The sequence below is a fragment of the Novosphingobium sp. G106 genome, from assembly GCF_019075875.1.
Classification (GTDB): domain Bacteria; phylum Pseudomonadota; class Alphaproteobacteria; order Sphingomonadales; family Sphingomonadaceae; genus Novosphingobium.
Genome location: NZ_JAHOOZ010000004.1, coordinates 214,536 through 239,826 on the forward strand (window position 1 = coordinate 214,536; position 25,291 = coordinate 239,826).

A 25,291-nucleotide genomic window follows, 5' to 3' on the forward strand; every position below is an offset into this window, starting at 1 on the left:
GCCCTGCTCCACCCCATTCCGGAGAATTTCTATGATCCAGCAAGACAAGCGCCTTATGGGCGGTGTTGCCGCTGCGGTGCTCGTTGCCGCCCTAGGCGGCTTTAGCGTTGCGCGATGCACCAGTGACAGCTCGCCCGCCACAGCGGAGGCTCCTGCCAAGTCCGAAGGAGCAAAGGAGGCTGGCGCCGCTGACACGCTCGCCATGACACCCGCGGCGATCAAGGACGCAGGCGTTGTGACAGAGACGATCACCGCCGGAGGACTGGGCGCGGAGATCGTGAGCCAGGCAATTGTCACTCCCTCACCGACAGGCGAGGCGATAGTGACCGCGCGGGCCGGTGGCGCTGTCACGCGAATTCTCAAGCGGCTGGGCGATCCCGTTCGCGCCGGGGAGGCCTTGGCGGTGGTCGAGAGCCGTGATGCCGCGCAGATCGCCGCAGACCGTACTGCGGCGGGCGCAAAGGCGGTGCTAGCGCAAAAGTCGCTAGCCCGAGAGCGCTATCTCTATGACCAGAAGGTATCTGCCAGGGTTGATCTTGAGCAAGCGCAAGCGGAAGCGGCGGCCGCGGCTGCGGAGGCGCATCGCGCGCGCATCGCTGCCGGCGCTGCCAATGTCACGTCGGATGGGCGTGGTGTGGTGCTCGCCAGTCCGATTTCGGGCCGGGTGACGTCGATGAAGGTCAGCCTTGGCGCCTTCGTCCAGCCGGAAACTGAGCTTTTCCGCGTTGCAGATCCCCGACAGATTCAGATCGACGCTGCTGTCGGCTCCGCAGACGCGTCCCGCCTCGTGGCGGGCGACAAGGCAATCGTCGAGCTTCCCGATGGTCGCACGGTAGAAGCGCGCGTGCGGGCAGTGACGCCGACACTGAGCGGGGAAACGCGCGCTGCAACGGCCGTGCTCGATGTAACAGGCGGTGTACTGCAGCCCGGTCTCGCCGTGCGTGTGCGTATGATACCGAGCCGTGGCGCCACGTCGAATGCCATCGTCGTTCCTGAAGAAGCAGTGCAATCGGTCAACGGCCGTGATGTCGTCTTCGTGCGGACTGCCAATGGCTTCAAGGCGATGCCGATAACGACGGGCCAGCGCAGCGCAGGTCGGATCGAGGTCGCGTCCGGCCTGCAGGCCGGACAGGCCATCGCCATTCGCAATGCTTTCTTGCTCAAAGCCGAACTCGGCAAGGGCGCAGGCGAGGAAGAATAAGCCATGATCGCAAATTTGATGGCGCTATCCGTCCGCATGCGCTGGGCGGTCGTCCTTCTCTTCCTTGTCGTTGCCGGTTTCGGCGGTTGGCAGCTCTCCAAGCTGCCTATCGACGCGGTTCCCGACATCACCAATAAACAAGTCCAGATCAATACGGTCGAACGCGGCCTCTCGCCGATTGAGATCGAGAAACGGGTTACCTTTCCGATCGAAACCGCCCTTGCCGGTATCCCAGGCCTCGAGACTACTCGTTCCCTTTCCCGAAATGGATTCAGTCAGGTCTCGGCGATCTTCACCGAGGGCACCGACCTCTATTTTGCTCGTCAGCAGGTGAGTGAGCGCCTTACCCAGGCGCGCGACACATTGCCGGCGGGCGTACAGCCGCAAATCGGCCCGGTGACCACCGGTCTTGGTGAAGTGCTCATGTACTCGGTCGACTTCGCCAATCCCGGCGGCAAGGGTGCGACCATCCGCAACGGTCAACCAGGCTGGCAGTCGGACGGCAGTTTCCTAACGCCCGAGGGTGCCCGGTTGACCGACGAAGTTGGCCGCGCCGCCTATCTTCGGACGGTACAGGATTGGATTATCCGTCCGCAGCTCCGCACGGTGCAGGGCGTTGCTGGCATCGACTCGATCGGCGGCTACGCCAAACAATATGTCGTCGAGCCTGATCCAGTGAAGCTGTCTTCCTACGGCATCTCCTACTCCGAACTCGCAAAGGCGCTCGAGGCGGCCAACCTCGCTGTCGGCGCTAATTACTTCAACAAGGGCGGCGAGGCATATCTCGTCCGCGCGGATGCCCGTATCCGCGACATTGATGAGATCGCCGACGCCATCGTTGCGACCCGCGGTGGCTTGCCGATCACGGTCAAGGATATCGCCAATGTGAAAATCGGCGGAGAGCTCCGGACCGGCGCGGCGAGCCAGAATGGCCATGAAGCCGTCATCGGCACGGCGTTGATGCTGATCGGCGAGAACAGCCGTGTCGTCGCCCGCAATGTCGGCGAAAAGCTAGACGGGATCGGAAAATCGCTGCCGGCGGGAATCAAGGTGACGACGGTGCTCGACCGCTCGAAGCTGGTCAACGCAACCGTGGGCACGGTGCAGAAGAACCTTATTGAAGGCGCTGTTCTGGTTGCGGCGGCTCTGTTCCTGCTGCTCGGCAATGTCCGCGCAGCACTCATCGCCGTCCTCATCATCCCGTTCTCATTCCTGATGATGGCGATTGGCATGAACGCCTTTCGCGTGCCCGGCAATCTGATGAGCCTCGGCGCGCTCGACTTCGGCCTGATTGTCGATGGCGCTGTCATCATCATCGAAAACTGTCTGTCACGTCTTGCGCATCGACAGGAGCATGAAGGCCGGCTGCTCAACCTGCGCGAGCGGCTCGAGGAGACGATGCGGGCGTCCCAGGAGATGATCAAGCCGACGGTGTTCGGACAAGGTATCATCCTGCTCGCCTTCGCGCCGTTGCTCATGTTCACCGGGGTCGAAGGCAAGACGTTCTCACCGATGGCGATCACGATCATGCTCGCATTGGTCGCGGCGTTCATCCTTGCACTGACCTTCGTGCCGGCGATGGTTGCCCTCCTGATCCGGGGCAAGGTTTCGGAGAAAGAGGTCTGGATCATCGCCAAGGCCAAGGCCCGCTATTTGCCTCTGCTCGACAAGGCAGTCGCGCGGCCATGGCCATTCATCGGTGCCGGTTTCGCGTTCTTCGCGGCTTCGGCGCTCGTATTCGGTTTTCTCGGGCAGGAGTTCATCCCGCAGCTTGATGAGAAGAACGTGGCCCTCGCGTCGACGCGTGTGCCGTCGGTATCGCTCGAACAATCACTCAAGATGCAGCGCGACGTCGAGAGGGCCGTTACCAGCCTTCCCGAGGTTGAACTGATGTTCTCGAAGACCGGTACCGCTGAAGTCGCGACGGACCCGATGCCGCCGAACGTCTCGGACGGCTTCGTGATCTTGAAGCCGCAGGAGGAGTGGCCTGCAGGCGTGACGACCAAAGCTGATGTGCTCAAGCGAATCGAAGAAAAGTCCGGCGCGAAGATCGGGCAGACCTATGAGGTGAGCCAGCCCATCCAACTCCGGTTCAACGAACTGATCGCCGGTGTTCGTGGTGATGTCGCGATCAAGCTCTACGGTGATGATCTCGATAAGATGGGTGCTACGGCAAAGGAAATCGTCCGGGCGCTCCAGACCGTTCCTGGGGCCGCCGACGTCAAGGCCGAACAGACCAGCGGCTCACCCACGCTCGATGTGAAGTTCGATCGTGCGGCGATCGCACGCTACGGCCTTACGCTGGAGGAAGTCGCTGACACGGTGGCCGCCGCTATGGGTGGTCGTGATGCTGGATTGTTGTTCGAGGGTGATCGGCGGTTTGAGGTAACCGTGCGCGTGCCTGAAACAACCCGTGTGAGTCTCGACGCACTGGCAGCGCTGCCGATCCTCATGCCACAGGATGGCGATAAGGTTCGGGGTTCAGTCCCGCTATCGCAGGTCGCACAGTTCCGGTTCAGCGAAGGGCTGAACCAGATCAGCCGCGAGAATGGCAAGCGGCGCGTGGTTATCCAGACCAACGTTCGCGGTCGTGACGTCGGATCCTTCGTCGCCGAGGCGCAAGCCAAGGTCGACAAGGTGGCGTTGCCAACTGGATCTTATCTCGAGTGGGGCGGTCAATTCCAGAATCTGCAAGCCGCCTCGGACAGATTGTCGATCGTCGTTCCCCTGTGCTTCCTGGCAATCTTCGGGTTGCTGTACATGGCGCTGGGCGGGCTCGCCCGTGCGACTGCGGTGTTCCTGGCGGTCCCTCTGGGTCTCGCAGGCGGCGTGTATACGCTGTGGCTGACAGGCATATCCTTCTCCGTTTCGGCGGCGGTCGGGTTCATCTGCCTGGCGGGCGTTGCCGTGCTCAATGGCCTCGTTGTCATGACGGCAATTCGCGAACGGCTGGAAGCCGGAGTGGAACTGAGTGCGGCGATTATCGATGGCTGCCGTGAGAAGATGCGTGCAGTCGTGATGACCGGCTTCGTGCCTGCAATCGGTTTCGTGCCCATGGCCCTCGCGCACGGCACGGGCGCGGAGGTGCAAAAGCCCCTCGCCACCGTCGTGATTGGCGGCCTGATCGCAGCAACGATCCTGACCCTGCTCGTGCTCCCCGCAATTGCAAAAGTGGTGCTTGGTTGGGGCGAACGGATGGGTCGGCGCGGCTCAAAGCAGCGGGACAGCGAAGCACCTGAAGCGGCACCGGCCGCGGTCTGAGAGAGGATATAAACATGAGCGAACAAGCAAAATTGCTGCGGATCTACACTGACGAGGCCGCTTATTTCGGTGACCGCAAGGTGTTCGAAGTTGTTGCGTCTCGCGCCCGGGACATGAAGATGGCCGGTGCCACCATCCTGGAAGCGATGGTGGGCTTTGGCCGATCGGCCCATGTCCATCGACGCCACGTTCTTGAAAGTGATCGGGCGGTCGTAATCGAGATTGTCGATCTCGACTCAAATCTGCGCGCCTTTGTCGATGGCCTTTCCGAAATTCCGGGCATCGGACTGATGACCCTGGAGGCGGTGGAAGTGCTCGGCGGCAAAGCGAGCGAAGCGATCGCGCAGGTCGACGCATGATAGCGGCCCTCATGCCAGCCGGTTCAAGCCTCCGGTGTGAGGGTTGGCGATCGGCGTCAGTGACAACGCGCTCTGAAACCTCTCCCTCGCCTCGCCGGCGGGGGAGGGGACAGACGCTGGCTGGACACTTCCCTATGTTCATCGTCGAAAGCAAGGTTCACTTGGCAGCCCCGCTTGCTCGGGTCTGGCGTTTGCTCGTCGATCTCGAGCATTATTCTGACTGGCACCCCTTTGTATCACTGACGGGGCCGGCTGCCGTCGGAACCGAGATTGGTTATAAATACCGCACGCGAATGCGAGCGATTCCAGAAATTTCTACTACGGCGCAATTGGTGCGGCTCGACCGACACGCAGCCATCAACTGGAAGCTAGGCATTCGTGGACTGCTCGAGATCGATGAAGGTTTTCGGCTCGAAAAATCCGACAAAGGCACGACCGTCACCTTCAGCATCTCCTGCAACGGTCTCCTGTCGTCCTTGGCCAACAAGCGCCTCAAAAGAGGCCTCGAAAATTCGGTTATCTTAACCAATCAATCGCTCGCCCGCTTCCTCAAACGCGGCACGACGATCGCGCGATACTCGTTGCAGAACAAGTGAACCCAATAGGACTGGAGCCCGGAATGCATGCCTATCAAGAGGGCGGCAACGCCCACGACCACACTGGCGGTGCGAACGCTATGATGCTCCAATGGGCCTTGGCACTGTTCCATGCGGACCAGGACGCTGCGTCCCTAGCCCATCTTCGTGCACAATCCCGATTGCCGCGGCCCTCGCCACGCCATCGCCAGCGGCCTGTGAGGATCCTGCTGCAACGCGACGCTGCAAATGACTAAGGGCGGCCGCATCAGGATAGTCGTTGTGACTGGCGTACTCCTCGCAACCGGAGCGGTCTCCGGTTGCGCATATGGTCCGGAGCTCGCGGTTCCGGTCACCCACGCCCCGAATGAAAAGCTCACCATCTCTTTGCTTCGCGCTCACAGCGCTGATCACGGGATCCTGGTGAGCGGGAGGGTACGACGGCCCGGGCTGAGTCTCGGCCCGTTATGGGGCCACCTACACATCGTCGCCAGCGTCCGGGATGGTCCGCCGATCACCGTCGACACGCGGTGGTCCGGAAACATCTCGGGACGTAGCTATCGTTCCGCGAGCTTCTCGACCCTTATCCGAACTTCGATGCCCGATCGTGTTGAAGCGATTAGCGTCTCCTATCGAGAAGGGAGCGACCAATCGAAACGAAAGCCCGGGCGCCTACCGGCCCCTCCAACCGAAACAACCGACACGCCACAATGAGGTATCCACAATGACGGATAATATCCAGAAACAAGGGCTTCTTTGCCCCACCTGCAGAACTGATCTCATCATGAGTGAGAGGCAGGGCATGGAGATCGACTATTGTCCACAATGTCGCGGCGTTTGGCTCGACCGTGGCGAACTCGACAAGATCATAGAGCGGAGTGCCATCGATGAGACGGCTCGCCAGACGAGCAGTGGACGGCGCGGCATGTTCGATGATCAACGCGGCCGTGCCGATCATGACACGAGGCAAGGCTACGAGCGCGGCCATCATGGTCGTCGCAAGAGCTTTCTGAGCGACTTGTTCGACTGAAATGCTGTGGATCGGCCGCCGCACAATGAGTCCTTCGGGTGCAAGTGTGAGAACGGCCCGCGCCATGGGCGTCTGCCCCTTTTGACGCCCATGGCGAACGGTTGTGAACAGGGTGGAGAGCGCAGGCGCGTGCGCATCGAGGTCGGCCTTCGACAATTGGATCTTCCGCTGGCCGTGCTTGCTCTCGGGCTCGGCCTTCAACGTGCCGATCTCGGGCGGCGACCGGATAACACTCATGCGCCCTGGCGCGACCACTCGCCTGCACGCGGGAAGGGCCCATCGCCGCGCGGCCTTGAGCGCGGCCGCACAACCTCACTCGTCACATCGCGCCCACTAAGGAAAACATCATGATCGAAAAGCTTCGTCTCGATATTCCTGTCCTTCTCCCCGAGGTCACCGATGCGGCCGACACCTGTGTCGCAAGGCTGGTAGGGTCGCTCAAAGGCCGGCCCGGAATCGAGGAGGCTCATGTGGTGGCCGCCGAGGCCGACGCGCCTGCGATGCTCTGCGTTCATTTCGATCCGCAAGTGGTGACGCTTTCGCGAATCCGCGAGCTGGCCCATGCGTCGGGTGCGGAACTCGCCGATCGCTTCGGACATGTGATCTGGCAGCTAGACGGCATCACCCATCAACGCCGCGCCCGCACGCTCGGCGACCGCCTGCGCGCGCTGCCCGGTGTCATCGAGGCGGAGGCCAATGTATCGGGCTTGGTTCGGGTCGAGTTCGATCGATCGGCGACGTCGCAAACGACGATCTTGCAGGCGCTGCGCGATGCCGGTGCGCGCGTGGTTGATGATAAGGCCGACAAGCTCGCCTCGGCCGCACCCGAGCATGACCATGAGAAGGATCATGACCATCCCGCCGGCGAGAAGCACGATCACGATCACAGCCATGGCGGCATGCTCGGCCCCAATACCGAGCTGATCTTTGCGCTCGCCTGCGGCGCGTTGCTGGGAATCGGGTTCGCGGTCGCAAAGTTGGTCGCCGGAGTCCCGGCATGGCTGCCGACGGCACTCTACGTGGCCGCCTATTTCTTCGGCGGCTTCTTCCACGCTGCGCGAAGCAATCGACAATCTGAAGCTCCGCAAGTTCGAGATCGACTCTCTGATGCTCGTCGCGGCCGGTGGCGCCGCCGCACTCGGTGTCTTTGCCGAAGGCGCGCTGCTCCTGTTCCTGTTCAGTCTGGGCCATGCGCTCGAACACTATGCGATGGGGCGCGCTAAACGGGCGATCGAGGCGCTGGCCGAGCTGGCCCCCAAGACCGCGACCGTCCGTCGGCCGGACGGTGGCTCAAGCGAAGTGCCGGTCGAAGATCTCAAGCTCGGCGAGATCGTCATTATCAAGCCGGACGCGCGCGTCCCCGCTGACGCTTTCATCGTCAAGGGCACGACGGCGATCAACCAGGCCCCGGTGACCGGAGAAAGCATGCCGGTCGACAAGCGCGCAGTCCAGGATGACGAGGCGGCACGGGCAAATCCCGACAGACTCGAAGCTGCCTATCGCGTGTTCGCCGGCACCATCAACGGCAGCGGTCTTATCGAGATCGAAGTGACCCGGCTCTCGACCGAAAGCACGCTCGCCAAGGTGGTCAAGCTGGTCAGCGAGGCCGAGACGCAAAAGTCGCCGACGCAGCGCTTCACCGATCGGTTCGAACGTTTCTTTGTGCCGGCGGTCTTGGCGCTCGCCTTCGTGCTCCTTTTCGCTTGGGTCGTGATCGACGAGCCGTTCCGCGACAGCTTCTATCGCGCGATGGCGGTGCTGGTCGCAGCCAGCCCCTGCGCGCTCGCCATTGCTACCCCTAGCGCCGTCCTCTCGGGCGTGGCGCGCGCTGCGCGGGGCGGTGTCCTGGTCAAAGGTGGCGCGCCGCTCGAATTGCTTGGGTCGATCAACGCAATCGCTTTCGACAAGACTGGCACGCTCACCATCGGCGAGCCGCGCATTCAGCAGGTCATCCCCGCCGCCGGCGTGGCGAAGGAAGAGCTGATGGCGATCGCTGTCGCGGTCGAGAGTCTTAGCGACCATCCTCTGGCGCAGGCGATCGCGCGCGACGGTCGCGATCATGTCGGAGTCCATCTCATCCCGCAGGCCGAGAGCTTGAAGAGCCTGACGGGTCGCGGCGTCTCGGCCCTTGTCGGTGAGGACGAAATTCTCATCGGCAAGGCCGAGATGTTCGGCACCGATGGTATCGCACCGCTGTCGCGGGAAATGAAGGATGCGATCGAAACGCTAAGAGCTGCGGGCCAGACCAGCATGGTCGTCAGGCGGGCTCAGCAGGATCTCGGCGCCATCGGTCTCATGGACAGGCCTCGCCAAGGCGCCAAAGAGACGCTTGCCCGGTTGCGCCGGATCGGCATCGAGCGGATGATTATGCTTTCAGGCGATCATCAGCGGGTGGCCGAGGCAATCGCAGCTCAGGTCGGTATCGATGAAGCCTGGGGCGATCTCATGCCTGAGGACAAAGTCGATGCGATCAAGAAACTGCGCGCCGATACCAGGGTGGCGATGGTCGGGGATGGTGTGAATGACGCGCCAGCCATGGCCAGCGCGACAGTCGGCATCGCGATGGGGGCGGCCGGCTCCGACGTCGCGCTGGAGACCGCGGATGTGGCGCTGATGGCCGACGACCTCTCCCATCTGCCGTTCGCAGTCGATCTCAGCCGCCACACGCGATCGATCATTCGGCAGAATGTTTTCGTGAGCCTCGGCGTGGTTGCCCTTCTCGTCCCGGCGACAATTCTGGGGCTCGGCATCGGACCGGCCGTCGCAGTGCATGAAGGCTCCACCCTGCTCGTCGTATTCAACGCGCTGCGATTGCTTGGCTACCGGGACAACGGGGAGGCCCGCGCATGACGGCGCTCGCCTATACGATCATTCCTGTCCTTGCAGTGCTGTTTGGCGCGATAATCGCCGTATGGCGACGGCCTGGGCCGAAGCTCACCAGCGCGATCCAGCACCTTGCAGCCGGCGTCGTCTTCGCAGCGGCCGCCACCGAGATTCTCCCCGATGTGATGCACGGCCGTGCGCCGCTGGCGACGCTCGTGGGCGGGGCGGCCGGCGTTGTAGTCATGCTCGGCCTCAAATCGCTGGAAGAGCGCGTCCGCGGCCCGCTCGCGATGATCGGCGCCATCGGCACGGATTTGCTGATCGACGGCCTGGTGCTGGGGCTTGCCTTCATCGCCGGCGCGAAAGCCGGGCTGCTGCTGACCATCGCCCTGACGCTGGAAGTCCTGTTCCTCGGAGTCACCGTTACCGAAGAGCTCGGGGAGACCGTCACGTCGAAGCTGCGCATTGTCGCGATCACAACCGCGCTCGCGCTGCTTATGCCACTTGGAGCGCTGGTCGCGCTACCGGTCGCCGGGTTTCCACCGGCAGTCATTGCCGGTTTTCTGAGCTTCGGACTTATCGCGCTTCTCTATCTCGTCACCGAAGAGTTGCTTGTCGAAGCGCATGAGAAGCCGGACAGTCCACTCATCAGCGCGATGTTCTTCGTCGGCTTCCTCGCGCTGCTGTTGCTCGAAGAATTGATCTGACCGGTCGACGGTTGACGCGCGCCTTTTGCGACTTCCGTCGCCAAGATCGGTGTTTGACGGCACTGGGCGAAGGTTGCCGTGTCCATACCTGGCGCAATGCGATCACCTATGTGTCGTGGCAGGGCGCCGCATGGTGGGCTGGGACGTCTTTCGTCCACCCGGAGGCGATTGGCGTGCCATCGGCGTTCCTGGAGTTACGAGAATGCTTAACCTGTGTATCAGCGCAAATGCGATCGGTGCGGCTGCAAGCACCGAAGCGTCGCCCAGCACCGAATCAATGTCGCACCTTTGGCATCGAGCAGTCCATTTAGCGGCAGTGACCCATCGTTCCAATCGTCATCAATCAAGCTAATACCTCGAATGCGCGATATATTTCGCCGGAATAGAAACGACGACATCTCGTACATGTTTCCACCTGCGCTCCGCTTCTCACGCTGATTAACTTGTCTAAATGAACGACAGCGGCGGGTTTAAACCCTTCGAACCTCTTTTGACTTCCCGCCTGTCGACGATTCGCCTGCGAGGCCGATTGCGTCGTAAAATCCGAGTCCACCGCATAAGCCGTCTTACCAAGAATGCCGCGGAGAGACAGTCTCGAGAAGCTAATCTGGGTCCCATTCTCCATGGCAACGCAGAAACTTAACGTTGGGTTGAGTTCGGCATTGACCTTACTCGCGGCAGCGGTTGAAAGGTAACTCCGCAGCAGGCCGCAAACGGATTCAGCCATCTTGCGGAAAGCAGACTTCCCAAATGCAAACAGCTTTCGGTGAAGCAATATATTTTGCGAATACTCGATGATATTCTGTTTGAACCATTCCATGTCTTAAATTACCAATCCGCGATCTTTGGAATCTGTGAGTAATCAGGGAGAACGTCATTCACATGTTTTAGAAGAAATGCAGCCGACGCAAATTGGCGCGCCCAAGGTAGTATTACAATTCTTTGACGTTAATGCCGGACAAGCGACATGACCGCTGGCGTTTGCTTATCCTTTGCACAGCCTTCAGCTCCCTTGCTCCCCAATAAAACTTGCTGAGCAGTCGCACCAGATCGTCAGGTGCACTCCCTTCGACGCATCGAGCAAGCTGCCATATCCCTTGACGGTTTCAGGATCGCGGGGTCAGACGCCTGCGCGCGGATCGGGATCAAAATCTCGACCTACAGCTTTCCCCCTTAGAAGCGGCGGAGGGCGATCCCATCATCACCGATAAGATCACGGGAGTAAAAACTAGCCGCGTCGAAATCGATCAGGCTCTCAAATTGGTTGAGCCTGGCGCCGAGCTAGCGGTGTGGAAACTCGATCGCTTCGGCCGCCCTATGCTTTCGGGCATGAACACCGTGATCGACATGCACAAGTGAGGAATTAAATTTCGGCCCCTGACCGGAGGAATGCGGAAATATTACGAGGAAAATCCATGCCTTCCAATCACGACCACGCGCACGAGAAAGACAGTGACCATGAGCACGCAGGCCATAACCACGGGAAGGGCGGGCACCATCATCATGCCGCACCTGAAGGCTTCGATGCCGCCTTCGCGATAGGCTCGGCGCTCAACGCCGTCTTCGTTGCCGGCGAGATAGTTTTTGGTTTGATAGCGCATTCAGTCGCCCTGCTGGCCGATGCGGCGCATAATATGGGCGACGTGCTGGGACTGTTGCTCGCATGGTGGGCTACTTGGCTGGGCCGACTTCGGCCAACGAAGAGCCGCACTTATGGCTTTGGCCGCAGCTCCATCCTCGCCTCCTTAACCAATGCAGTCGTGTTGCTCGTCGGCGTCGGCGGGATAACCTTTGAGGCTATTCGTCGTTTGTGGGAAGGCGTTCCTCCGGGGGATGTTGCGGGTAAGACCGTGATGATCGTCGCTGCCGTCGGTATTCTCGTGAATGGCGTCACCGCTTGGCTGTTCGCCCGCGGGCGCAAGGGCGATTTGAACGTTCGTGGCGCATTCCTGCACATGGCTGCCGATGCCATGGTCTCGGTCGGGGTCGTCGCTTCGGGCTTTGTGATCCTGCTTACAGGGTGGGCCTGGGTCGATCCGGTAGTCAGCTTATTGATCGCGGCGCTGATCCTTTATTCTACTTGGAGCTTGCTGCAGAGTAGCCTTGACCTGGCCCTCGATAAGGTACCCGAACGCGTCGATGTCGAAGAGGTGCTGGGCTATCTGAAGGGATTGACAGGTGTAACGGAAGTTCATGATCTGCATATCTGGCCATTGAGCACGACGGAAACGGCGTTGACGGCTCACCTTGTCCGGCCCGGCGCAGGCACTGACGATCACTTTACCCAGGGCGTCTGCGAAGCGCTCCAAGAAAGGTTCGCCATTGGGCATGCGACATTCCAAATTGAGGAAATGTCACATGCCTGCGGCCTTGCGCCGGCCCATGTGGTTTAATCGTCGAGTTCAATTCGAAGCGCGACTTCCGTTCCGATGTTTCAGCATTGCCTGTGAATGGGGCGAGCTCCACCCACGGGGCTGTAAATCACGCTCTATGCCGCGATGCCTTCTCCGCAAAGACTTCAAGTAGTGTCCTAAAGCCGAGGCATCTGTGCGGAGTGCTGTTGAGCTGGACGCAGATTGCTTGGATCACGCTGCCATCCATGACCGCAATGTCCGTATCGGATGGTAAGGACAGACAAGGCAACTTGCGCAAGATCTCGTGCGAAAGTTTGATGCCTTGCCGTTCGGCAAGATGCTCACTGATCAGGGTCGGGCCGAGATCGTGATAGTGCTCGCGCACCAGGTTGAGCACCTGGAGCCAAAACGCATCGCCGAAATCCCGGTTGCTCCGCCGTCCGCGCTTCCAGGAAATCAGCGCCTCGGGACCGTCGGCGCGCAGCCGATCAAGTAGCCGGTAAGCCTGGCGACGACACACGCCGAGCAACATCGCTGCGTCTTCGATCCTCAGTTCGCCACGCTCGAAACGACGCAGCCTATCGTATCGTGAAAGCTCGCCGTGGCTCATCGCCACCACCGACATATGCGCCTCCTCCCAGCCAGGAGGAGGACCATGCCACCGAGACCGCGAGACGTCCCAGCGGTGTGACATCTCTAAGTTGCGGGGAGTGACATATCTAAATTGCGCTTACATCGACTTAGGATGATAACAAAGATTATGTTAAATCAATATGTTATCGTTGCATTCTAATGGCATTTCATGCTCATCGCAATGACGTCTGCGACCGCGCGATCACGTGCTTTGCTCACCAATCGCCAACAGTCGGTCTGCTGAGCCCACCGGATCGGCCTGGAGATAAGTCGCTAGTTTGATCAAGGTCGGTGCGTCCAACGACTCAAAGAACGATACGAGGAATTTGCGCGCATCCTCCGGCGTGTTGATCTGAGACTGATCCATGGCATATCTCCCTTGCGGTGCTTGCGCATAGTCTGCGAGCCAGCCTTGGCAGGCGCAGAGCTAGAAACTCAATCGAGGATCGAGCTGGAATGCTTCGTCGCTTCGAACGACAACACGCGTCATGTCCGGATGCCGGACATTTATAAGCGCGTTCCATTCCTGCGGCACGACCACGCTGCGCACCAGCATCACTAGCGCGTCACTCGCCTTGAGAAAAGTGTCACCAGCAACCAGACACTCGGCCTGGTCCGTCGGGCTCGGCTCGAGCCGGTGAATAGGCGCGTCTTCGGGAATGTCTATGGTGAGCAGCCGGAGGTCGTCGGGCAAAAGTTCGCGAGGCAGATCGAGGTGGACCAGGATCTCCAGCACAGCGAGACTGGGCGTGGCAGCGGTATAGACCATGGGGAGCCCTACGGAGTTCCATCTCCCGCCCCACAGCCTAGCGCCTTCGCCGTCCAATGCGACGTGGGCACTCTTGCATAATCGGTATACGATCACGCAGCGATGCCGTGCGCGATCCGTCCCAGCAGAGCTTCAACGGCGCGTGCACCGCGATCGGTATCGGCCATGGCAAGGGGTGTTTCACCATCGAGCGCTCGGCTTTCGCGAGTCAGCCAGATATGGGCCTTCTCAGCATCACCGAACGTGTCTTCAGCGGCTGCCACGACAGCCACGAGCCGGAGCAGTCGGTCGGATTCATCCTGTTCCAAGCGCTGCTCATTCCTCTGGCGGCGCTTGAAAGTGCGAAGATTTAGCACCTTAGGATCCAGCGCGTTGAAGGTTAGCTTGGCCGAGGCGAGGAAATGATCGACTGCCTGTGTGGGAACACCGCGGCGGATAAGCCTCACGATATCGCGATCGTTGTGCAGCGGGCCTGTGAACATTTCACCGCCGAGCAGTTCTTGAATCCGTGCTACCGCCGTCATCATTCAATTCCTACATTATGCCGAATTAAGATCGGCATAATGTCATATAGGGTAGCCTGCCCCTCACAGCAAGGCCGAGGCAGCATCGGCCTCGGTTCCACCCTCAGTCGGTCCATCCCGCAGAGAATTGCGTCCTCGAATTCCGCGTCGCACCGCCATCTCACGCATGAACATTATTCAGATGGGCAGGTAGAAGCAATTTTCGAGAAGATTATTCACTTTGGCTGCTTCAAAGATTGTGCAACCAATGCGGGATAACAAAGGGAGAGTAGCCAAGGTGTATCATCGCATCCTGCTGGCCTACAATGGCTTCGCCGACAGCACTTTCGCCGCTCGTCACGCGGCCGAGCTCGCTAGATTTACCGACGCCCAGCTCCATATCCTCGGCTTGACCGCGACGGAAACAGCCATCCAACTTGCTGAGGCCGGCGGCACGACCCATCTGCTCGAGGAGAAACGCAAGACGATCACGCAAACGGTCGATGCGGCAGCCGAGGTGCTGACGGACCGCGGCTTGAATGTAACGGCAGCTTACCGCGAGGGTGACCCTGCCACCGAGATCGTTTCCTACGCCTACCAGATAGAGGCGGATCTGTGCGTATTGGCCCATGCGGACAAACGATCGCTGGCAAGATGGATCCAGTCTGCAGCCGGTATTCGCCTACTAGCCCACCTGCCATGCAGCCTGCTCATTCCCCGATCAGAATAGCGGAAGGCAGAACCGCTCGTTAGAATCGCTGCAGGCGTTCGTATTTATCGCGGTAGTGCTGCGAGCGGGTGATTCTGAGGCCGTCCAGGCCCGAGCGCTCTACACCGCGTTGCCACGAAGCGAACTCCTCGAGTGTCAGGTCATACCACTGGCAGGCTTCGTCGATTGTCAGAAGCCCGCCGTCCACCGCAGCGACGACTTCTGCTTTGCGACGCACCACCCATCGAGCTGTATTGGGCGGCGGAAGAGTTGCTAGCGATAGCGGTTCACCGAGCGGACCGATAACGACCGATGGACGAATTTTCTGATTTTCGCGCATGGCGTCCTCCCCGGCAGGAGCGGACAGCTAGACCATGCTGTATTAAGGCGAGGTTAGAGAGGTGCGTCGGCATCGCTCCCTCGCCGTTCAGGCCAAAGAGGACTGGAGCGCAGTCGTGATGCTGGTTCCTATTGTGTCCGGAATCCGCCTACATATTTCGGACAGCTAAAGCGGTGCTATTTGGGAAAAGTGGATGTCCGACGAGCCGAACATCACCATTACGGGAGACGGCTCCCGCCGCCCGATGGACGTGGACCCAGCCACCGAGCTGGAAGCATGCCCCTTCTGTGCCTCAACCAACGTGGGCTTTTACGAGCACGTCTACGCCCAGCTCTTTGCCGTGATGTGCAAGCTATGCGGCGCCGAAGGGCCACGCCGCGCCTCGCACGAAGAGGCCGTTAAACTGTGGAACCGGCGGACAAGGATCTGAACGTCGGCTAGCGGCCCGCGCTATGCGGGCGCAGCTCCACCTGCTAGAATTCCGAGGATGACCGCGGAGAGTCGATACGCTGGCGTCAGTGCCTTCGAGCGGCTGGAAGCAGCGGGCCTCCGAGCGGATTTTGACGCCGCGGCCCATTCACGTAGTCGCAGCGAGATGGTTCGGCTGCTCGGCGAAGTCGAATGGGCGGAGGCGAGTTGGTTCGTCGACACGATCATCGCAAATCCAAGGCGCTACGGGTATTAGGGCGCTAGCCCGGTATTCACTTTGGCCGATCACGGCTCGCCAGAAAATGGCTGAATTCCTCATATTGCTGCTTCTGCCTGGCCTAAACTGGCCGATGTCATGGCCGATGTTCGGGTTGCGCCGCTAAAGGGCGAAGGTCACTTTCACCGCATTTCGCTGCGTGCCATCGTGGTCTCGTCGCGTCCAGCTACCGCCACGTAGAAAACCGGTATTCCCATGCGGCCTTGTGGCAACTAGTGCGCCAAGCCTGGGGCGCAGGTATAACAAGGATAAGTCGCATGTCGGACGCCATCGAAGCCGAAAACACACTCATCACGCTCACCGCCGACATCGTCGCGGCGCATGTCCAGAACAACAGCGTCGCCGTGGCCGATCTCCCTCGCCTGATCGAAAACGTACATGGCGCCCTGGCCGGTCTGGGCACCGCGCCGACACCGGCCGCGGAACCGCTCGTCCCGGCCGTCTCGATCCGCGCTTCGGTCAAGCCCGACCACATCGTTTGCCTGGAAGACGGCAAGAAGCTCAAGATGCTCAAGCGGCACCTTATGACCCGCTATCAGATGACGCCGGCGGACTATCGCGCGAAATGGGGCCTGCCGGCGGATTATCCGATGGTCGCGCCCGATTATGCCGAAAAGCGCCGAACGCTCGCCAAGTCGATCGGCCTGGGCCGGAAGCCTGGCAGCAAGGTACTGCCTAAATCCGCGATGAAGGCCCAAGCGCCGAAAGAGAGCGAAACGACGCCGGCGATCTGAGAGCGGCGCGGTTATGAGAGGAGTGATGCCTGGCACGGCCGCTCCGCTCCCTTTTTTTACGCAGCAGCGCAAGGGCGGTCGCTCAATTCAGCTTTTCGGAATATGGTCCAAAAGTCAGTCGCCGCATCGCCGGACCTCCGCAAAGTGAAGAGATAGGTCGATTCCTGCCAAAGGTCCGCCTCTTCAAGGCAGGCATCCCTGGCAACATTGAGGGCTGAGGCGCAATTGGCGTCCTGGAATTCGACGGCGAGGGCATTTCTTGCAGCGGTCGATACGAGCCTGAAAGTCGGCATTGTCGCAACTCCCAACTAGGGCAGCTGCGTTAGCTCCTTCCTGCTGCCCGCTAACCGGACTGGCTCCGGATGACCGGTTAACGCCGCAAGTTTTCGCGCGGTTCCCGAGGATACTGCTCCCTCAGTGCACCGTCGAGCCGGCCTCGCGCCCCAACTCAAGATTGGTCGCTACATCGACAAGCCAGCGCGTAGCGCCGACGGTCCGTTCCCAGGCGAAGCCGTACTGGCTGGCGTAGTATCGCGCCTCGTCTTCACCGCCTGGCCGGTAGAACTCGGGCATTGCGTGGGAGGTTCTACCGGATGCCAGTAGCTTCGGTACGTGCGCGTTGCTCTCCAACGCCCGCCTCACAACAATCCGCCCTGCGTTGCTGTCACCCTCTTTACGAAATACCATCAAAGCCCGAGTGTAATCGAGGAAGGTGCTGGATTCATCGCGAAGGTCGCGAAGTAGCTGCTCCGCTCCGCGGTCATCTTCGACCCACAACAGCCACGCCAGTAACTGATAGCGCAGGCCTTGATTGTCGTTCGGATTGAGAATGAGCATGTCGCGCAAATGCGCGATGGCATGAGGCTGGTCGCCGGCATACCAGAGGTGTTCTGCGAGCGCATACCTTGCCCGCATGTATGAGCGCGTTTCGAGAACCGCCCAGAAACTGCCGCGATTGGCGTTGAAGGCTCGTTCGCCGATCGCAAGCTCAGCAGCGAGAACTGCACGTTCGAGCATTTCGCGGCGCACATCATCCGCAAGCGAGCGCAACGTCGCGAGAAGAAGCCAAGCATCCGCACAAAAAGGCGACAGTGAAAGTGCCTGGCGCGCGAGAGCGATGCGCTGACGGCGATCCGGATGCTCCCAGGCGTCGTAGATCAGCTGCTGGGCTCGCGACAATAGACCGGGGTCGAACCCCTGCTCTTTCTGGGAAGCCAGGTGCCGCAGGGCGGCAGTGTCGGGAAACGATCCCAGATCAGCACCTGATTTGGGCGATTTCTTAAAACCAACCATGACCCGCGCTCTCAAATCTAATTACGATACCTGCCCGTTGCATGATCAAGGTACCGCTCGCCCACGGCCTCCTTCGGCGAATGTTGTCGCCTGCGCGGGCAACACCTGTAGCTTGAAGGAAGCGCGGGCCCATAATACCAAATCGCCATGCTCGAGCCTGCATAGCGTTGGTGTCGCAGCGGTGGAACCCGAGCACCTATGATTATGCCGCATCGCGGGCCACATCGTAATGTGTACCATTTCGCCATAAACGTGGCATAAAACGATGAATGTGGCACAAATTTGATTTCATTGCATGATGGGACAAATGGTGTTACACTTCCGGCATCGTCCAGGAGTCCTCCATGACAGTTCAGGTCAACATCACGCCTAATGGCCGCATGAGCCTTCCTGCCGATATCCGTAAGAGGCTGGGCCTTGCCGATGGCGGAGCCGTGTTTCTCGAAGAAACGACCGACGGCGTAATGCTCCGCACAGCTGCGCAGGCGGTTGCGCACGCGCGGACGCTAGCCAAGAAGTTTGCCGACAAACGCGATGACGCAACGGTCGATGCCTTTCTCGCACAGCGCCGCAAGGACAGCGGCGAGTGACCGAATTCGTTCTCGATGCCTCGGCCTTGCTTGCAATGTTGAATGACGAACCGGGCGGGGCCAAGGTTGCCGACAATATCGCATCCGCACGGATTGGCGTGATCAACTACGGGGAAGTCGTCAGTCATTTCGTACGGCTTGGCATGCCCGAGCGCGACATCGACGCTATGCTCGATCCGCTTCCTATGGAGGTTGTTCCAGCGGACAAAGGTCTCGGCAAGATGGCGGGCCGTCTGCGGGGAGTGACGGCGCAGGCGGGCCTGTCACTTGGCGATCGATTTTGTTTGGCGCTCGCTCTGCGCGATGGCCTGCCAGCCTGGACCGCCAACAAAGCATGGAAGACCGTGGAAAAGGACGTCGGGGTCGACGTCGTCACCATTCGCTGACCCACCACCCGGCTCGCGGCTGAACGAAACGGGCCCGTGCGGCACAACCATAATGCCGCGCGCGCAGGTTGAGATTTTGACCGATTTCAAGTATGAAGATCGCACTATGGCGGATCCGCACGAGCACCCTTCCAGGACTTCTTTTGACGCGACCACGGGAGATTTAATCGCTGCCGGTATCTACGGAGATATTGTGCGCGATAATTTCGATGCGGTGCCTTCGGCGCTCCGCCATAGCAATGCGCCAAACTCGATCTATCGTCACGTTTCAACTAAGCGACGTCTCCTCATTGCCGGATGGTTTATCGCGATCTTCGTGATCTCGGCTTTGGTTTCGCCCTACATCCTCAACTGACCTGGGTGGCAGCGATCGGGCGCGCTGGTCGCGCTCAACGTCCTCGCCGACCTTTCGGATCATGCTCGACATGAAGGTGGTTCCGGTCCGGATCGCGGGGGGAAGGTTTCGAAGATCACGTCATAATCGCCACCCAGGCGTGATTTCACGCTGCCGGCCCACGCGCGCCCTTGCGCAACCGAGATGTTGTTGCCTCTAAAATCGAGAGCCTTCCCCTCGGGATGCAAACTGTCGTGCTTGTGGTGCCCATCCTGCCCTGACGTGACGACCGCTCGCGGCAGTCCTAATTCACGGCCGCTCAGCGTAACTGCCCCGAACACCGGCGCCATGGATCGATCGGTACCGGACAGATTCACACCTTGCTTGAGCTCCGCACCAGCCTCACGCGCGACCACCCTTGCGTTGAAGCCACCTTCGAATGGATTGCCAGGAGTTCCCCTCATGCCGGCTTTGTCGATGATGTTCCCAACAATGGGTAGCGTCCCACCGAGGCTCGAGTGCTGCCGGCGGTCCACCTCGCCGCGAACGCGATCAGCCTCGTCATGCGCCATCACGCCCGTATTGTGCATTCCGCGCCCTTCCTGCTCGAGACGACCGCGGCTGTCGTCCACTCGGGCGGATACCAGGCCCTCTACCTCGCGGTCACGAGCCGCGCCGGCGACGTGGACCGCGGGAGCCCGGCTCTGCAGATCGACTTGGTTCCCCTGCCCCCACGTCTGAACTTCGCCGACGCTGCGGGATGCGGGGCCCGCTATTGAACGTCCGGGCGCGTCGGGCACGACACCAAGCTCCTCGCGCATGTCGCCAACCTTCTGGTCGACGAACTTTCGGATCAGGGTATCGCGGACAGCGCCCTGCTGGGCGTTCGGGCTGACGAGACCCGGGTAATAGCCGGTCGCTTGAAGCGGCCAATTCTCAGACCGGTCGAGTTCGTGGCGCATGAAGTCGGCCAGCGCCTGGGTCTCGTTCTGCGAGAACTGAAATCCATGCGATTCTGCTTGGGCAAAATCCCGACTATAGCGATTGAACGTCTCTTCGGCGGTCGAAGCCTCGACGGACAGACCGCGAGCTTCGCTGAGACTGGCATCGAAACGCTCGGAAACCCCGCGGAGCTCACTGTTCGACGACGAGCTTGTCGCTCGCATAAAACTCTCGCGAGCGCTGCGGGCGGCATCAGATGAAGCTTCTCTACGAACGTAATCATACACTTCTGAGAAGCCATCGGATGATCTCGTCTCCATGCTCGACCGCCGGTCAGCTGAACTTCCAACTTTTGTGTTTCCGCTGAGCGCAGCAACGGCAATGTTCTCGCCGACGCCTGCAGACACATCGCCGCTCATGATCGCCGATCGGGCCAATGTGTCAGACGTCTGTTTGTCCATTCCAAAGCGGTTCTGCAGGTTCTCGGACATCGACTGTGAGAGATCCTGCATCCGAGAAATCGACGAGGTGAGCGCCCTGCCCTCCTCGGTCCCGGAACTCGCCGACCGCTGGGCGGTCTCGAAAAGCTGTGTGGCGTTCGACCGCGCCGCTGTCCAGGATTGGCTGGCAGCCTCGCGCGTCTGCTCGACATGGCCGAAGCCTTCGGACAGCGCCTTGCGAACCTCGGACTGATAGCCTTCGGAATAGGTGAGCCCGAACGGAAGCTCGGACATGCCCGGCGGCGATTTGTAGATCGTCGATCCGTTAGCCGCGTACTGCGACAAGCCGCCATCCGGATTGCGCACCGACACGAAGCCCGAGCCGGTGTTGTAGTTCGCCGCTGTATTGAACTGGTCGCTCGATGCCGTGTTGATCGTGCGGTTGGCCAGGCTGACGTTGCCGTAGGAATAGTTGCCCGTCGTCATCTCGGCCGCCGCCTGCTCGGCCGCGTTCTGGCTGGGAGCCAAGAAGCTCGCCGAGTGCGACGCGATCGACATGGCGCCCCGCGCCATGCCCGCGGCGATGAACGGCACCGACATGATCATGTAACCGGCGAGAGCGCCGGCATCCTGGTTGATCGCGCTCACGCCTGAGAAATTCCAGGCTGTGAGCCCGCCGCTCTGCCAGGGTACCAATGCCGCCTGCCAGCGGCTCATGAAGATCATATTGAGGACCACGAACAGCGGGCCCCAGCTCGCGAGATAGAAGAAGCCGGTCAGATAGCCTTTGGCGATGCCCGGGCCGGTGTTGGGCATCAGCATCAGCAGGAACAGCACCGGGAACATCGCGTAGAAGACGACGGTGAGGACGATGTTGAGCAGGGGCACCCATTTCATGGCGCCGGCGGCGATCGTCGAATAGGTGTTGCGCGTCTGGATGTCCGCGCGGGTCGTCGCGAAGGCGTCGATCGAGGTCTGAGCGCTCGAGCTGCCGAAGCTGTCGCGCGCCTGCATGAGGGCATTGATGAACATGGCTTGGCGCACGAGCTGGGCCGAACCGGTGCCCCCTCCCCCAAGCCCCGCGCTGCCGACCCCAGCGACGTCGGTATTGAACTTGGCCTGGGCAGCGCCGCTATCGAGGCCCGGGAAGAACTGCTGAGCAATGCGAACGGCATCGGCATTGTAGTAGGTCTGCCACTCGTTCTGGAGATTGGTGTAGGCCTCGCGGCAAGTGACAATGCTCGAACTGCCGTCGGCCGCGATCCAGGTCTGCGACAGCGAAACCGAGCCCGGGCCGATTGACGCCATGATGTCGCTCGCGCGGGCAATGTCGTCGAAGGTCTTTCGCCCCAGCAGCACGTCGTAAAACACACATTGCTTGAAATGCTCGTTCAAATTGGTCGCGAGCCGCGGGTCGGAGATTCGCAGCCCCTGCGTCGCCTCCATAAGCTTGGCGCCGTAGATGATGCCGTTTGTCGAGTAGCCCAGCGCATTTGGCATGACGAAGACCGTCTCGGCCGAGCGGGTCAGATAGTCGCCGACCTGGCTGGTGAAGCTCGCCATGAGCCCCAGGCCCATCGGCACGTTCGCAACGGTCGCGGGCGCGAGCCCGGGGTTGGCGCGGTCGGTGACCTTCACGCTCACCGTCGGCACCATCATGACTAGATACATGAGCGTCGATTGCATGAACCAGCGGAAGAGGACCTTGGGGTCCATGTTCCAGGCCATGGCAAGCAGGGCATAGGCGAAGCCGATGACCATGACGACGCGCAGGAGCGAGCGGTAGCCGCCCCCGCCCGACCAGGCCGCGACGGCATTGAAAGTGTTGACGACGAACTCGCCGCCGCCGGTCGTGAACACCTCGAGCATGCGCAGAATTCCTTGGGAACTAGGGGCGCATGCCCTGCGCGGAGAGCGCGCGCGAAAAGCTGAGCGATGCGGCCATGCCCGGCGCCATCTTGTTCTGCAGGGTGGACTCGATCATCATCGCGCGGTTCACGATCTCGAGCGTCCGGCCCACCCGGTCGGAGACCTTGGCATCGCGCTCGCCGACGCGCTGGCGAACATCGCGCAGCTGGACCATGAACTGCTCGATCCTGGCCGCATCGCCCTGGTTGACGAGGCCGCCGCGGGCGGCCGCAACCTGGTCGAGCAGCTCGCTCATGATCGCGTTCAGGAGATCGATCGAGGTGATCTCGGCGAGGGAGTCGATTTCGCCGGCGCTGAGGCGGAAGCCCGAGGCGGCCTGGACTGCCAGCACCTTGTAGAGCGGGATGCTGGCGAGCCCGAGGAGCTGCTGCTCCTCGTTGGTCAGCGCCTGGTCGGCCTGGATCTTGTCCGAAATCGAGATGATCAGCCGGCGGACATGCGGGGTCAACGCGTCGTTGCCCAGGGGACTGAGTGTCTGCGTTCCGGTCGAGAGGCATTTGTCGGTGTCGCTGCAATTGAGGATCGTCACAGACTGGGTGCCGTCGAGCAGCGCATCGAGGATCGGCCCGACCTGCCCGCCGATGTACTGGATGTTGGGCTGATCGTCGTCGCTCGCGCGCTGGGGTACGATGATCGTACCAATCAGCGTCATCAGCAGCTCGCGGGTCGGTTCGCTTTGCGATGCGAGCGGCGACTGCTCGATCATGTCCCAGGCATAGTTTTTCGGGCCCGGCGCGAGCGCCTTGAGCGCCGGGTCGCTCGCACCGTTGATCGTCGAGGTACGCTGTCCGCCCTGCCCGCACCCATGCCGGGCGCGCGCGGTATCGGAAAATATGCCCTGCGAAGTACCGATAGCCTCGCAAATGCTTTGCGACGCCAGGTCCTCCTGCGGCCAGACATTGCCGACGAGCGCGGCGGCCTGCTCGCAGCTGTTCATGTTGAACTGATTTATCTTGTTGGCGATGTCCTGCATCTCATCGATGACCCCGCCGATCTGCGGCGAGATGGAGTCGATCGCGAGCTTGAAGGCGAAGCCGATCGCGTTGTTGGCGACGGCTTTCAGCATAGCGACGAATTCGCTCGCATTGATAAACGAGAACGAGCCGGCGAAGATGTCGATGCCGCCGCAACCGGCCCGGACCTTGGGAAGTTGCAGGTTCGCGGGATAGACTGTCTTTTGCGGAAAGCGGGTCCAAACCGAGCCGAGAGTGTAATAGCCCGCCGACTGGCCCTGATAGGCCGTCGGTCCGCTCGCGTTGGCCGCGCCGCCCATGTCGGAGAAGAACGAATTCATATCGCTGCCAACGTTCGCCGATGCCGGCGTCAGGCTGGCGGCGAGCACGGCGAGCGCGGCCCCGCCTCCGAAGATTGCGCGCGCCGATTTCGAGCGGAACGGTTCCAGCGCCATCAGAAGTCGCTCCCGACCTTGGTGTTGGTGAGGGTGAATATCCGCTCGCGGATCTCGTCGGCCGTGAGGATGCCGGTGCCGATCGGGATCGGGCGTTTCGTGGCGGTGTCGAAGAGGACGAGCGCAGGCGTGGCTCGGTTTTTCAGGCCCATGCGCTCGTGCTGGCCGACGTCGACGACGTAGTTCGGAAAGGTCCTGTTGGGGCCGCCGTCCATCGATACCGCGACCACGCTGAACCCGCTCTTATCGGCCAGCGCTTTGAGGATCGGCGCGAAGATATCGCAGGCACCGCAGGACTGCGCGTAGAAGTAGAAGATACCGTAGCGCCCGGACAGGCGGGCCAGCGCCTGATCCTCTTCAGCCGAGCGGTTATCGAGCCAGGCGCGCTTGCCGAGCGTCGAAACCGGACGCTGCAGCGTGTAGTCGAGATCGGGGTTCTGCCAGATCGTGCGCTGCCACTGGTCTGAGAAGGTCGAGGCGCGGTCGAGCTGCTCGCGCTGGAAGCGGATGTAGGCCGTGACGTTCTCTTCGCTGGGCTCGAGGATCGCCCTCGCCTTGAGCTCATCGAGCTCTCGGCCGATCGCCGCGAGTTGCTGGGCCGCGGGCGCGGTTGGTGATGACGGTGATCGGTCCGGCGAGGACGGCTTAGGGCGGTCGCAGTAGAACCAGGTGCCGAGCTTGCGCTGCCGGCAATAGAACTCGTCGCCGGCCGGAGATATGGCGGCCGATGGCGCAGCCTGCGATTGGCCTGCTTCCATGGGCTCCGCGCCGTCCTGGCCGAACGTGGTCGTAGGCAGCCCAGCGGCGAGCAGCATGGTGGCCAATATGAACTTCACCGGGATTCTCCGCTGGAATGAGGGCCACTGAGCAAGTTCCAGAGCGTGCCGCGCACGAGCGCCGGCTCGGTTTGCGCGAGGACCTCCTCGCCGAGCCCAGTGGTGTGAAATGCGCGCCCGTCGTCGATGCAAACCAGCCAATCGCGGGCGATGAGACGCTCGAGAAAATCCGTGAGCTCTGGCGCTGAGAGCGGATAGGAAAACCAGTGGAGCAGACTATGCACCAGCTCGACCGTCGCGACCGGGCACCCTCCCCTGCAGCGCAGCAGGATCGCCCATTCCTGGATGACGACCTCGGCGAGCCCCGAATGAGCGCCCGCGATCGCGTCGAGCTGCTGAGGCGTCAGTTCATCGCGGTCGGAGCAGCAGTCCGTCTGGAACAGACGCCTGATCGCTGCCCCGTTATGAGAGGGTTGGCGCGCCATCTTT

General features: G+C 61.1%; 25 protein-coding genes and 1 pseudogene. 15 read left to right on the forward strand and 11 right to left on the reverse strand.

Annotated features, from left to right (window positions below):
- Positions 1-31 precede the first annotated feature (31 nt).
- The 7 genes and pseudogenes from KRR38_RS34835 (at position 32) to KRR38_RS34865 (ending at position 9,956) form a co-directional block, all read left to right on the forward strand.
- The gene (locus tag KRR38_RS34835; RefSeq protein WP_217408320.1) at positions 32-1,201 is read left to right on the forward strand and encodes an efflux RND transporter periplasmic adaptor subunit; all 1,170 of its coding nucleotides are present in this window, start codon (positions 32-34) and stop codon (positions 1,199-1,201) included.
- 3 nt (positions 1,202-1,204) lie between these two features.
- Positions 1,205-4,462 (forward strand): efflux RND transporter permease subunit, encoded by a 3,258-nt coding sequence (locus tag KRR38_RS34840; protein WP_217408321.1) that lies wholly within the window; start codon positions 1,205-1,207, stop codon positions 4,460-4,462.
- A 14-nt stretch (positions 4,463-4,476) separates the two neighbouring features.
- Positions 4,477-4,821 (forward strand): DUF190 domain-containing protein, encoded by a 345-nt coding sequence (locus KRR38_RS34845; protein WP_217408322.1) that lies wholly within the window; start codon positions 4,477-4,479, stop codon positions 4,819-4,821.
- A gap of 134 nt (positions 4,822-4,955) precedes the next feature.
- Positions 4,956-5,417: an SRPBCC family protein gene (locus tag KRR38_RS34850; protein WP_217408323.1), complete on the forward strand. Its 462-nt coding sequence runs from the start codon at positions 4,956-4,958 to the stop codon at positions 5,415-5,417.
- Positions 5,418-6,180: 763 nt separating this feature from the next.
- Positions 6,181-6,426 carry a zf-TFIIB domain-containing protein gene (locus tag KRR38_RS34855; RefSeq protein WP_375293509.1) on the forward strand — a complete coding sequence of 82 codons (246 nt, stop codon included), beginning with the start codon at positions 6,181-6,183 and terminating at the stop codon, positions 6,424-6,426.
- Between the two features lie 347 nt (positions 6,427-6,773).
- Positions 6,774-9,276 (forward strand): annotated as a pseudogene (locus KRR38_RS34860) (heavy metal translocating P-type ATPase).
- Positions 9,273-9,956, forward strand: coding sequence for a ZIP family metal transporter (locus tag KRR38_RS34865; protein WP_217408325.1), 684 nt, complete (start codon positions 9,273-9,275; stop codon positions 9,954-9,956). The pseudogene KRR38_RS34860 and the gene KRR38_RS34865 overlap by 4 nt, the downstream one beginning before the upstream one ends.
- 343 nt (positions 9,957-10,299) lie before the next feature.
- Here KRR38_RS34865 and KRR38_RS34870 read toward each other — a convergent pair whose 3' ends face one another.
- Positions 10,300-10,776 carry a hypothetical protein gene (locus KRR38_RS34870; protein ID WP_217408326.1) on the reverse strand — a complete coding sequence of 159 codons (477 nt, stop codon included), beginning with the start codon at positions 10,774-10,776 and terminating at the stop codon, positions 10,300-10,302.
- A 308-nt stretch (positions 10,777-11,084) separates the two neighbouring features.
- On the opposite strand from KRR38_RS34870, the gene KRR38_RS34875 reads away from it, so the two are divergent.
- Positions 11,085-11,315, forward strand: coding sequence for a recombinase family protein (locus KRR38_RS34875; RefSeq protein ID WP_217408380.1), 231 nt, complete (start codon positions 11,085-11,087; stop codon positions 11,313-11,315).
- A gap of 56 nt (positions 11,316-11,371) precedes the next feature.
- A complete protein-coding gene (locus KRR38_RS34880) occupies positions 11,372-12,349 on the forward strand; it encodes a cation diffusion facilitator family transporter (protein ID WP_217408327.1) in 978 nt (325 codons plus the stop codon).
- An 88-nt stretch (positions 12,350-12,437) separates the two neighbouring features.
- Here KRR38_RS34880 and KRR38_RS34885 read toward each other — a convergent pair whose 3' ends face one another.
- From KRR38_RS34885 to KRR38_RS34900, 4 genes are all read right to left on the reverse strand, one after another.
- Positions 12,438-12,935, reverse strand: a complete 498-nt coding sequence (locus KRR38_RS34885; RefSeq protein WP_217408328.1) for a helix-turn-helix domain-containing protein — start codon at positions 12,933-12,935, stop codon at positions 12,438-12,440.
- 210 nt (positions 12,936-13,145) lie between these two features.
- Entirely contained in the window at positions 13,146-13,310 is a 165-nt protein-coding gene (locus KRR38_RS34890; protein ID WP_217408329.1) for a hypothetical protein, read from the reverse strand.
- Positions 13,311-13,370: 60 nt separating this feature from the next.
- Entirely contained in the window at positions 13,371-13,808 is a 438-nt protein-coding gene (locus KRR38_RS34895; protein WP_217408330.1) for an RES family NAD+ phosphorylase, read from the reverse strand.
- Complete coding sequence (locus KRR38_RS34900) at positions 13,805-14,239, reverse strand: antitoxin Xre/MbcA/ParS toxin-binding domain-containing protein (protein WP_254515924.1); 435 nt, start codon at positions 14,237-14,239, stop codon at positions 13,805-13,807. Before KRR38_RS34900 ends, KRR38_RS34895 begins: the two co-directional genes overlap by 4 nt.
- Positions 14,240-14,513: 274 nt before the next feature.
- Between KRR38_RS34900 and KRR38_RS34905 the strand changes: the two genes are divergently transcribed.
- Positions 14,514-14,945 carry a universal stress protein gene (locus KRR38_RS34905; protein ID WP_217408331.1) on the forward strand — a complete coding sequence of 144 codons (432 nt, stop codon included), beginning with the start codon at positions 14,514-14,516 and terminating at the stop codon, positions 14,943-14,945.
- A gap of 19 nt (positions 14,946-14,964) precedes the next feature.
- Here the strand turns inward: KRR38_RS34905 and KRR38_RS34910 are convergent, their stop codons facing one another.
- Complete coding sequence (locus tag KRR38_RS34910; RefSeq protein ID WP_217408332.1) at positions 14,965-15,264, reverse strand: DUF1153 domain-containing protein; 300 nt, start codon at positions 15,262-15,264, stop codon at positions 14,965-14,967.
- A 193-nt stretch (positions 15,265-15,457) separates the two neighbouring features.
- On the opposite strand from KRR38_RS34910, the gene KRR38_RS34915 reads away from it, so the two are divergent.
- Together KRR38_RS34915 and KRR38_RS34920 are read left to right on the forward strand one after the other, a co-directional pair.
- The gene (locus KRR38_RS34915) at positions 15,458-15,694 is read left to right on the forward strand and encodes a Lar family restriction alleviation protein (protein WP_217408333.1); all 237 of its coding nucleotides are present in this window, start codon (positions 15,458-15,460) and stop codon (positions 15,692-15,694) included.
- 533 nt (positions 15,695-16,227) lie between these two features.
- A complete protein-coding gene (locus KRR38_RS34920; protein ID WP_217408334.1) occupies positions 16,228-16,704 on the forward strand; it encodes a MucR family transcriptional regulator in 477 nt (158 codons plus the stop codon).
- 414 nt (positions 16,705-17,118) lie between these two features.
- Here KRR38_RS34920 and KRR38_RS34925 read toward each other — a convergent pair whose 3' ends face one another.
- On the reverse strand, positions 17,119-17,997 hold the full coding sequence (locus tag KRR38_RS34925; RefSeq protein ID WP_217408335.1) for a hypothetical protein: 879 nt from the start codon (positions 17,995-17,997) through the stop codon (positions 17,119-17,121).
- A gap of 344 nt (positions 17,998-18,341) precedes the next feature.
- Between KRR38_RS34925 and KRR38_RS34930 the strand changes: the two genes are divergently transcribed.
- The 3 genes from KRR38_RS34930 to KRR38_RS34940 are packed head-to-tail and all read left to right on the forward strand — an operon-like array spanning position 18,342 to position 19,328.
- The gene (locus KRR38_RS34930; protein WP_217408336.1) at positions 18,342-18,587 is read left to right on the forward strand and encodes an AbrB/MazE/SpoVT family DNA-binding domain-containing protein; all 246 of its coding nucleotides are present in this window, start codon (positions 18,342-18,344) and stop codon (positions 18,585-18,587) included.
- Positions 18,584-18,973, forward strand: a complete 390-nt coding sequence (locus tag KRR38_RS34935; protein WP_217408337.1) for a type II toxin-antitoxin system VapC family toxin — start codon at positions 18,584-18,586, stop codon at positions 18,971-18,973. The genes KRR38_RS34930 and KRR38_RS34935 overlap by 4 nt, the downstream gene beginning before the upstream one ends.
- A 52-nt stretch (positions 18,974-19,025) precedes the next feature.
- Complete coding sequence (locus KRR38_RS34940; protein WP_217408338.1) at positions 19,026-19,328, forward strand: hypothetical protein; 303 nt, start codon at positions 19,026-19,028, stop codon at positions 19,326-19,328.
- A gap of 59 nt (positions 19,329-19,387) precedes the next feature.
- Here the strand turns inward: KRR38_RS34940 and KRR38_RS34945 are convergent, their stop codons facing one another.
- The 4 genes from KRR38_RS34945 to KRR38_RS34960 all read right to left on the reverse strand — a co-directional run bounded on the left by KRR38_RS34945 (position 19,388) and on the right by KRR38_RS34960 (position 25,287).
- Positions 19,388-22,558 (reverse strand): conjugal transfer protein TraG N-terminal domain-containing protein, encoded by a 3,171-nt coding sequence (locus KRR38_RS34945; RefSeq protein WP_217408339.1) that lies wholly within the window; start codon positions 22,556-22,558, stop codon positions 19,388-19,390.
- Between the two features lie 19 nt (positions 22,559-22,577).
- Positions 22,578-24,026: a conjugal transfer protein TraH gene (locus KRR38_RS34950; RefSeq protein ID WP_254515925.1), complete on the reverse strand. Its 1,449-nt coding sequence runs from the start codon at positions 24,024-24,026 to the stop codon at positions 22,578-22,580.
- Positions 24,026-24,784, reverse strand: a complete 759-nt coding sequence (locus KRR38_RS34955; RefSeq protein ID WP_254515949.1) for a conjugal transfer protein TraF — start codon at positions 24,782-24,784, stop codon at positions 24,026-24,028. The genes KRR38_RS34950 and KRR38_RS34955 overlap by 1 nt, the downstream gene beginning before the upstream one ends.
- 74 nt (positions 24,785-24,858) lie before the next feature.
- Positions 24,859-25,287: a hypothetical protein gene (locus tag KRR38_RS34960; protein WP_217408340.1), complete on the reverse strand. Its 429-nt coding sequence runs from the start codon at positions 25,285-25,287 to the stop codon at positions 24,859-24,861.
- Between the last annotated feature and the right edge of the window lie 4 nt (positions 25,288-25,291).

What these genes read in the sequence shown, in the direction of transcription:
- KRR38_RS34835 (WP_217408320.1), top strand. Translation starts at nt 32, where the DNA reads ATGATCCAGCAAGACAAGCGCCTTATGGGCGGTGTTGCCGCTGCGGTG.
- KRR38_RS34840 (WP_217408321.1), top strand. Translation starts at nt 1,205, where the DNA reads ATGATCGCAAATTTGATGGCGCTATCCGTCCGCATGCGCTGGGCGGTC.
- KRR38_RS34845 (WP_217408322.1), top strand. Translation starts at nt 4,477, where the DNA reads ATGAGCGAACAAGCAAAATTGCTGCGGATCTACACTGACGAGGCCGCT.
- KRR38_RS34850 (WP_217408323.1), top strand. Translation starts at nt 4,956, where the DNA reads ATGTTCATCGTCGAAAGCAAGGTTCACTTGGCAGCCCCGCTTGCTCGG.
- KRR38_RS34855 (WP_375293509.1), top strand. Translation starts at nt 6,181, where the DNA reads ATGAGTGAGAGGCAGGGCATGGAGATCGACTATTGTCCACAATGTCGC.
- KRR38_RS34865 (WP_217408325.1), top strand. Translation starts at nt 9,273, where the DNA reads ATGACGGCGCTCGCCTATACGATCATTCCTGTCCTTGCAGTGCTGTTT.
- KRR38_RS34870 (WP_217408326.1), bottom strand. Translation starts at nt 10,776, where the DNA reads ATGGAATGGTTCAAACAGAATATCATCGAGTATTCGCAAAATATATTG.
- KRR38_RS34880 (WP_217408327.1), top strand. Translation starts at nt 11,372, where the DNA reads ATGCCTTCCAATCACGACCACGCGCACGAGAAAGACAGTGACCATGAG.
- KRR38_RS34885 (WP_217408328.1), bottom strand. Translation starts at nt 12,935, where the DNA reads ATGTCGGTGGTGGCGATGAGCCACGGCGAGCTTTCACGATACGATAGG.
- KRR38_RS34890 (WP_217408329.1), bottom strand. Translation starts at nt 13,310, where the DNA reads ATGGATCAGTCTCAGATCAACACGCCGGAGGATGCGCGCAAATTCCTC.
- KRR38_RS34900 (WP_254515924.1), bottom strand. Translation starts at nt 14,239, where the DNA reads ATGATGACGGCGGTAGCACGGATTCAAGAACTGCTCGGCGGTGAAATG.
- KRR38_RS34910 (WP_217408332.1), bottom strand. Translation starts at nt 15,264, where the DNA reads ATGCGCGAAAATCAGAAAATTCGTCCATCGGTCGTTATCGGTCCGCTC.
- KRR38_RS34915 (WP_217408333.1), top strand. Translation starts at nt 15,458, where the DNA reads ATGTCCGACGAGCCGAACATCACCATTACGGGAGACGGCTCCCGCCGC.
- KRR38_RS34920 (WP_217408334.1), top strand. Translation starts at nt 16,228, where the DNA reads ATGTCGGACGCCATCGAAGCCGAAAACACACTCATCACGCTCACCGCC.
- KRR38_RS34925 (WP_217408335.1), bottom strand. Translation starts at nt 17,997, where the DNA reads ATGGTTGGTTTTAAGAAATCGCCCAAATCAGGTGCTGATCTGGGATCG.
- KRR38_RS34930 (WP_217408336.1), top strand. Translation starts at nt 18,342, where the DNA reads ATGACAGTTCAGGTCAACATCACGCCTAATGGCCGCATGAGCCTTCCT.
- KRR38_RS34940 (WP_217408338.1), top strand. Translation starts at nt 19,026, where the DNA reads ATGCCGCGCGCGCAGGTTGAGATTTTGACCGATTTCAAGTATGAAGAT.
- KRR38_RS34945 (WP_217408339.1), bottom strand. Translation starts at nt 22,558, where the DNA reads ATGCTCGAGGTGTTCACGACCGGCGGCGGCGAGTTCGTCGTCAACACT.
- KRR38_RS34950 (WP_254515925.1), bottom strand. Translation starts at nt 24,026, where the DNA reads ATGGCGCTGGAACCGTTCCGCTCGAAATCGGCGCGCGCAATCTTCGGA.
- KRR38_RS34955 (WP_254515949.1), bottom strand. Translation starts at nt 24,784, where the DNA reads ATGGAAGCAGGCCAATCGCAGGCTGCGCCATCGGCCGCCATATCTCCG.
- KRR38_RS34960 (WP_217408340.1), bottom strand. Translation starts at nt 25,287, where the DNA reads ATGGCGCGCCAACCCTCTCATAACGGGGCAGCGATCAGGCGTCTGTTC.